Consider the following 5405-nt stretch of genomic DNA (forward strand, 5'->3'; position numbering starts at 1 on the left):
TTTTTTTTTACAAGCTTTTATTTTGTGGTTTTTATAAACTCGCCGGGGGGGCCACGCGCGCACCTATGGGGTTTTGTTTTCAATTTTTGGTGCGGGCGCCCCCGCGACAGCAATGTCAGACGCGCTCCCACACCTCAAAGTTGTAAGCAGGCTTGCCATCCACCGCAGCGTTTTCAACGTTGGAAACCAGCTTCCACTGCGCCTCGTCAAACGCCGGAAACCACGCATCACCCTCGGGGCTCAATGCCACGCGGGTCAGGTACAAGCGGTCAGCGTGCTCCATGCCCTGTGCATAAAGCTGCGCGCCGCCGATCAGCATCACTTCATCAACGCCCTGCTCCGTCGCCCACTCTTCGGCGCGGGCCACGGCGGCCTCAAGCGAGGTAAAGACTTCAGCGCCTTCCAGCTTCAGATCGGCCTGGCGAGTCACCACGATGTTCAGACGACCCGGCAACGGGCGACCGAGCGAATCCCAGGTCTTGCGGCCCATGATGATCGGCTTGCCCAGAGTGGTGGCCTTGAAATACTTGAAATCCCCCGGCAGATGCCAGGGCATGGAATTGTCGACGCCGATCACACGGTTTTCACCGAGGGCGGCAATCAGGCTGAGGGGGAGATGTTTGTTCATGGCGGCGAGGATAGCAGAGTCCGCCCCGGCCTATCGCGAGCAAGCTCACTCCTACAGGATCACCGCACCCCTGTAGGAGTGAGCTTGCTCGCGATAACGGTTGTCCAACCACCACGAGCCCCCTTGCCTGCGCGCTTGCGCCACAACGGTTATGCTCACCATTGATTTCACCAACGAGACGCCGCGTGACTGCACTGACCCCACTCGATGAACTCTGGCTGACCGAAGCCGTGCGCCTGCGTGAACAATATGCAGGGCCTCTTGAGGATGATGAAGCGACTCGCCGCGCCCGTGCCAGCGACGGCGACCTGCTTTCCCGAATCAAACTTCGCGCCCTGTGGCTGGCCGAGCGCGACGGCATGCTTGCAGCCCTGCGCCACTGGAAACAGGGCGCTCGGGTTGCGCTGATCCTGCTGGCCATCTTCGCCGTTGTCAGCGGCGCTGGCCTTGCGTTCGCGGCGCTGGGAAATGGCCAGACTCCGGTCAACGTGTTCTGGGCGCTGGGCAGCCTGCTGGGCCTCGACCTGATCCTGTTGATCGGCTGGGCGCTGGGCCTGATCTTCGCAGGCGAAGGCGCCGCCAGCCTTGGGCGGCTCTGGCTGTGGCTGAGTGAAAAACTCGCCCGCGATGCCCAGGCCGGGCAACTGGCCCCGGCGCTGATTCTGCTGCTGCAACGCAAGCGCCTGAATCGCTGGCTGCTGGGCACCTGCGTCAATGGCCTGTGGCTGCTCGCTCTAACGAGTGCGCTGACACTGCTGCTGTTGCTGATGGCGACCCGGCGCTATGGCTTCGTCTGGGAAACCACGATCCTGGGTAGCGACACCTTCGTCACCCTCACTCAAGGGCTCGGCACCCTGCCCTCGCTGCTGGGTTTCAGCGTGCCAAGCGAGGCGATGATCCGCGCCAGCGGCGACACGGCACTGGTGGTCGAAAACGCTCGTCAGTCTTGGGCAGCATGGCTGGTGGGCGTGCTGGTGGTGTACGGCATCGCGCCTCGCTTGCTGCTCACGCTGTTGTGCTACGGACGCTGGCGCAGCGGGCGCAAGCACCTGACGCTGGACCTGAGCGAACCCGGATTCGTCGAGCTGCGCGAAAGGCTGATGCCCAGCAGCGAGCGGCTGGGGGTCAACGATGCCGCGCCTGCCCAGTTGCATCAAGTCACAAGCGGTCCCGCTGCGGTGCAAAGCGAAGGCGCGTTGCTGGTGGCGATCGAACTGGATGAGCAACGCCCCTGGCCGCCCAAGCTGCCCAAAGGCATTGCCGACGCCGGGATTCTCGACAGCCGGGAATCGCGCCGCAACCTGCTCGATCAACTGACCCGCTATCCACCGGCACGTCTGGCGATTGCCTGCGACCCTCGCCGCTCGCCGGATCGCGGCAGCCTTGCACTGATCGCCGAACTGGCTCGCTGCGCCAGCGCCACCCGCATCTGGCTCCTGCCCGCGCCAGTGGGTGAAGCGCTGGATGCCAACCGGTTGAGTGACTGGCATAGCGCACTGCAACAACAGGACCTGCACTGGGCTGACAGCGCGCCGCTGACCTGGCTGGAGACCGGACATGACTGACAAAGCCAGCTACCGTCCGCTGAAACTGGCAGTGGTCGGGCACACCAACGTCGGCAAGACCTCGCTGCTGCGTACCCTGACCCGCGACGTCGGGTTTGGCGAAGTGAGCCATCGCCCCAGCACCACCCGCCATGTGGAAGGCGCACGTTTATCGGTGGACGGCCAGGCGCTGCTGGAGCTGTACGACACGCCGGGCCTGGAAGACGCCATCGCCCTGCTCGACTACCTCGAACGCCTGGATCGCCCGGGCGAACGCCTCGACGGCCCGGCACGCCTGGCGCGCTTTCTCGACGGCAGCGAAGCCCGCCAGCGTTTCGAACAGGAAGCCAAGGTGCTGCGCCAATTGCTGGCGTCGGACGCGGGCCTGTATGTGATTGACGCCCGGGAGCCGGTGCTGGCCAAATACCGTGACGAGCTGGCCGTCCTCGCCAGTTGCGGCAAACCGCTGTTGCCGGTGCTGAATTTCGTCAGCAGCGCACAGCACCGCGAGCCGGATTGGCGCGAAGCCCTGGCGCGCCTGGGGCTGCACGCGCTGGTGCGTTTCGACAGCGTCGCCCCGCCCGAGGATGGCGAGCGTCGTTTGTATGAAAGCCTGGCGCTGTTGCTGGAAAACTCGCGCGGGCAGCTGGAACGGCTGATTCTCGATCAGCAGGCCCAGCGTGAAGTGCGTCGGCACAGTGCGGCACGGTTGATCGCCGAGTTGCTGCTCGATTGCGCGGCCTGTCGGCGCAGTGTCGCCAGCGAGCCCGATCAGGTGCAGCGCGCCATCGACGACCTGCGCAAGGGCGTGCGTCAGCGGGAACAGCGCTGCGTCGAATCGCTGCTCAAGCTGTACGCGTTCCGGCGCGAGGACGCTTCGGCCAGCGACTTGCCGTTGATGGATGGGCGCTGGGGTGATGATCTGTTCAACCCCGAAACACTCAAGTTGCTGGGTGTGCGGGTGGGCAGCGGCATCGCGGCCGGGGCGGCGGCGGGCCTGGGCGTGGACGTGTTGGTCGGCGGCATCACTCTGGGCGCCGCAGCGCTGGTCGGTGCTATCGCCGGCGGCGCCCTGCAGACTGCCCGCAGTTACGGCGGCCGGCTGCTCGGCAAGCTCAAGGGCCAGCGCGAACTGACGGTGGACGATGCGGTGTTGCGCCTGCTGGCCCTGCGTCAACGCCAACTGCTCGCAGCGCTGGAAGCCCGCGGCCACGCGGCGATGGACAGCATCAAACTGGACACCCCGCAGGACAAATCCTGGCGCGAAGGCAAACTGCCGGACGCCCTGCACAAGGCCCGCGCCCATCCGCAATGGTCATCGCTCAACCCCCACGCCAGGCTGAACCATGCCGAGCGGCAGGAGCAGGTGGAGGCGTTGGCCCAAGTGGTGCTGTAACCCTGTAGGAGCGCGCTTGCCCGCGACGGCGTCGTGTCAGGCGACCCTCATGTGTCTGATACGACGCCGTCGCGGGCAAGCGCGCTCCTACAGGGGTGACGTCCGGGAATCCCCAAACCTTTAGGCGGCCAACAGAGCCAAGGCCTTTTCCTTCAGGATTTTCAGATCAATCACCGGCACGTTCAGCTCTTTCGCCATCTCATCCCACTGCCGCATCCGCAGGCTCACATCACACAGCGGGTCTTTCTCGAAGGCATCCGCCTCGGCCACGCTCATCACGCCGCCCTGATATTCCAGGGTACGGCGGCTGGCTTCGCTCAGTTGCGCGTAGTAACCGGGCTGGCGCAGCGTCAGGTAACGCTTGGCCTGAACGTGGTACTCCACCAGTTTGGCGAGGCGTTCGCTGAAGCCGCATTTGCGCAGGTAATCGGCGCCCACCCGTTCATGACTGGCCACGCCATAGCCGCCCATGCTCGCAGCATCGAGGTCGTGGTCGCAGATGTGGCCGATGTCATGGAAGAACGCCGCCAGCACCACTTCGTCGTCGTAGCCTTCGATCATCGCCAACTGCGCGGACTGTGACATGTGCTCGATCTGCGACACCGGCTCGCCGATGTAATCGTCGCTGCCGCGCTGCACGTACAGATCAAAAACCTCGTTGACCACCTGTTGAGCCTGTTGCATGAGCCACCCTCGATCCGATAATGCTTGCCTGTGCGCGCACACTACGCTGGCTGTATTGCGATGCCGTGGCAACAATGCCAGACCTGCCGATAGTCGCATCGATCATTTTGCGATAGGGGAAATGCGCGCAGCCCGGTATGATCGCGCGCCCGATACACCCGGAACCTCACCGTCATGAAACCGACCTTGATCGCCGCCGCCGAACTCGACCGTCTCGAGACCTGGCAGAAATACTCCAGCCACATGTGTGGGGGCTGCATTTCCAGCTGCTGCACCCTGCCTGTGGAAGCGAAGATCAAGGACCTGATCCGCATCGGCATCGTCGACGAGTTCGAAATGGGCGACAACCCGAAGAACATCGCCAAGCGCTTGCAGAAGGAAGGCATTATCGAGCGATTCAACCAGAAGTCGGGCATCTTCACGTTGCAGCGCATGAGCAACAACGACTGCCTGTACCTGGACCGCAAGAGCCGCCTGTGCACCATCTACGACAAGCGCCCCGACACTTGCCGTAACCATCCCAAGATCGGCCCGCGCCCGGGTTACTGCGCGTACAAGCCCAAGGAAGTGGTGCGCGAGAGCAGCGGCACGCTGAATTCGAACTCCGGTCGGGTGCCGTTGAAGTTCTGAAGAGCCGCCTCCTCCCGTAGCAGCACGGCTTGCCGGCGGGGCGGTGTGTCATGCGATCCATCTTGTCTGACATACCGTAATCGCGGGCAAGCGCGCTCCTACAAAACAAACACCGCACAAACAAAAACGCCCCCGGCCTTTCGACCGGGGGCGTTTTCGTTCAGCCGGGGCTAATTAAGCCTTGGCTTTCTTGGCAGCGCGGGTACGCTCGCTTTCGTCCAGGATCTTCTTGCGAAGACGGATGGACTTAGGAGTGACTTCGCACAGCTCGTCTTCCTGGATGTATTCCAGAGCCTGTTCCAGGGTGAAGCGAACAGGTGGTACCAGAGCGATGGTTTCGTCTTTACCCGAAGCACGCATGTTGTCGAGCTTCTTGCCTTTGGTTGGGTTGACGCCCAGGTCGTTGTCACGGGAGTTCTGACCAACGATCTGACCGTTGTAGATCTCCTGGCCGTGTTCTACGAACAGCTTGCCACGAGCCTGCAGGGTTTCCAGGGAGTAGGTCAGAGCCTTGCCGGTTTCA

The 5405-nt window shown here is 63.3% G+C and carries 5 protein-coding genes and 1 pseudogene; 3 read left to right on the top strand and 3 right to left on the bottom strand.

Annotated features, from left to right (window positions below; all coding sequences use genetic code 11):
- Positions 1–115: 115 nt before the first annotated feature.
- Entirely contained in the window at positions 116–628 is a 513-nt protein-coding gene (locus ACIPO9_RS19000; protein WP_400782768.1) for a dihydrofolate reductase, read from the bottom strand.
- Between the two features lie 185 nt (positions 629–813).
- Between ACIPO9_RS19000 and ACIPO9_RS19005 the strand changes: the two genes are divergently transcribed.
- Together ACIPO9_RS19005 and ACIPO9_RS19010 are read left to right on the top strand one after the other, a co-directional pair.
- Complete coding sequence (locus ACIPO9_RS19005) at positions 814–2193, top strand: DUF2868 domain-containing protein (RefSeq protein WP_400782769.1); 1380 nt, start codon at positions 814–816, stop codon at positions 2191–2193.
- Positions 2186–3568 (top strand): GTPase/DUF3482 domain-containing protein, encoded by a 1383-nt coding sequence (locus ACIPO9_RS19010; RefSeq protein WP_400782771.1) that lies wholly within the window; start codon positions 2186–2188, stop codon positions 3566–3568. Before ACIPO9_RS19005 ends, ACIPO9_RS19010 begins: the two co-directional genes overlap by 8 nt.
- 120 nt (positions 3569–3688) lie before the next feature.
- Here the strand turns inward: ACIPO9_RS19010 and ACIPO9_RS19015 are convergent, their stop codons facing one another.
- Entirely contained in the window at positions 3689–4252 is a 564-nt protein-coding gene (locus ACIPO9_RS19015; protein ID WP_400782773.1) for a phosphonate degradation HD-domain oxygenase, read from the bottom strand.
- Between the two features lie 174 nt (positions 4253–4426).
- Between ACIPO9_RS19015 and ACIPO9_RS19020 the strand changes: the two genes are divergently transcribed.
- The gene (locus ACIPO9_RS19020) at positions 4427–4882 is read left to right on the top strand and encodes a YkgJ family cysteine cluster protein (protein ID WP_400782776.1); all 456 of its coding nucleotides are present in this window, start codon (positions 4427–4429) and stop codon (positions 4880–4882) included.
- Between the two features lie 174 nt (positions 4883–5056).
- On the opposite strand, the pseudogene ACIPO9_RS19025 reads toward ACIPO9_RS19020, so the two are convergent.
- Positions 5057–5405, bottom strand: a pseudogene (locus ACIPO9_RS19025) (translational GTPase TypA); the annotation flags it as partial.

This window comes from Pseudomonas sp. NPDC090203, from assembly GCF_044746765.1.
Taxonomy (GTDB): domain Bacteria; phylum Pseudomonadota; class Gammaproteobacteria; order Pseudomonadales; family Pseudomonadaceae; genus Aquipseudomonas; species Aquipseudomonas putida_AD.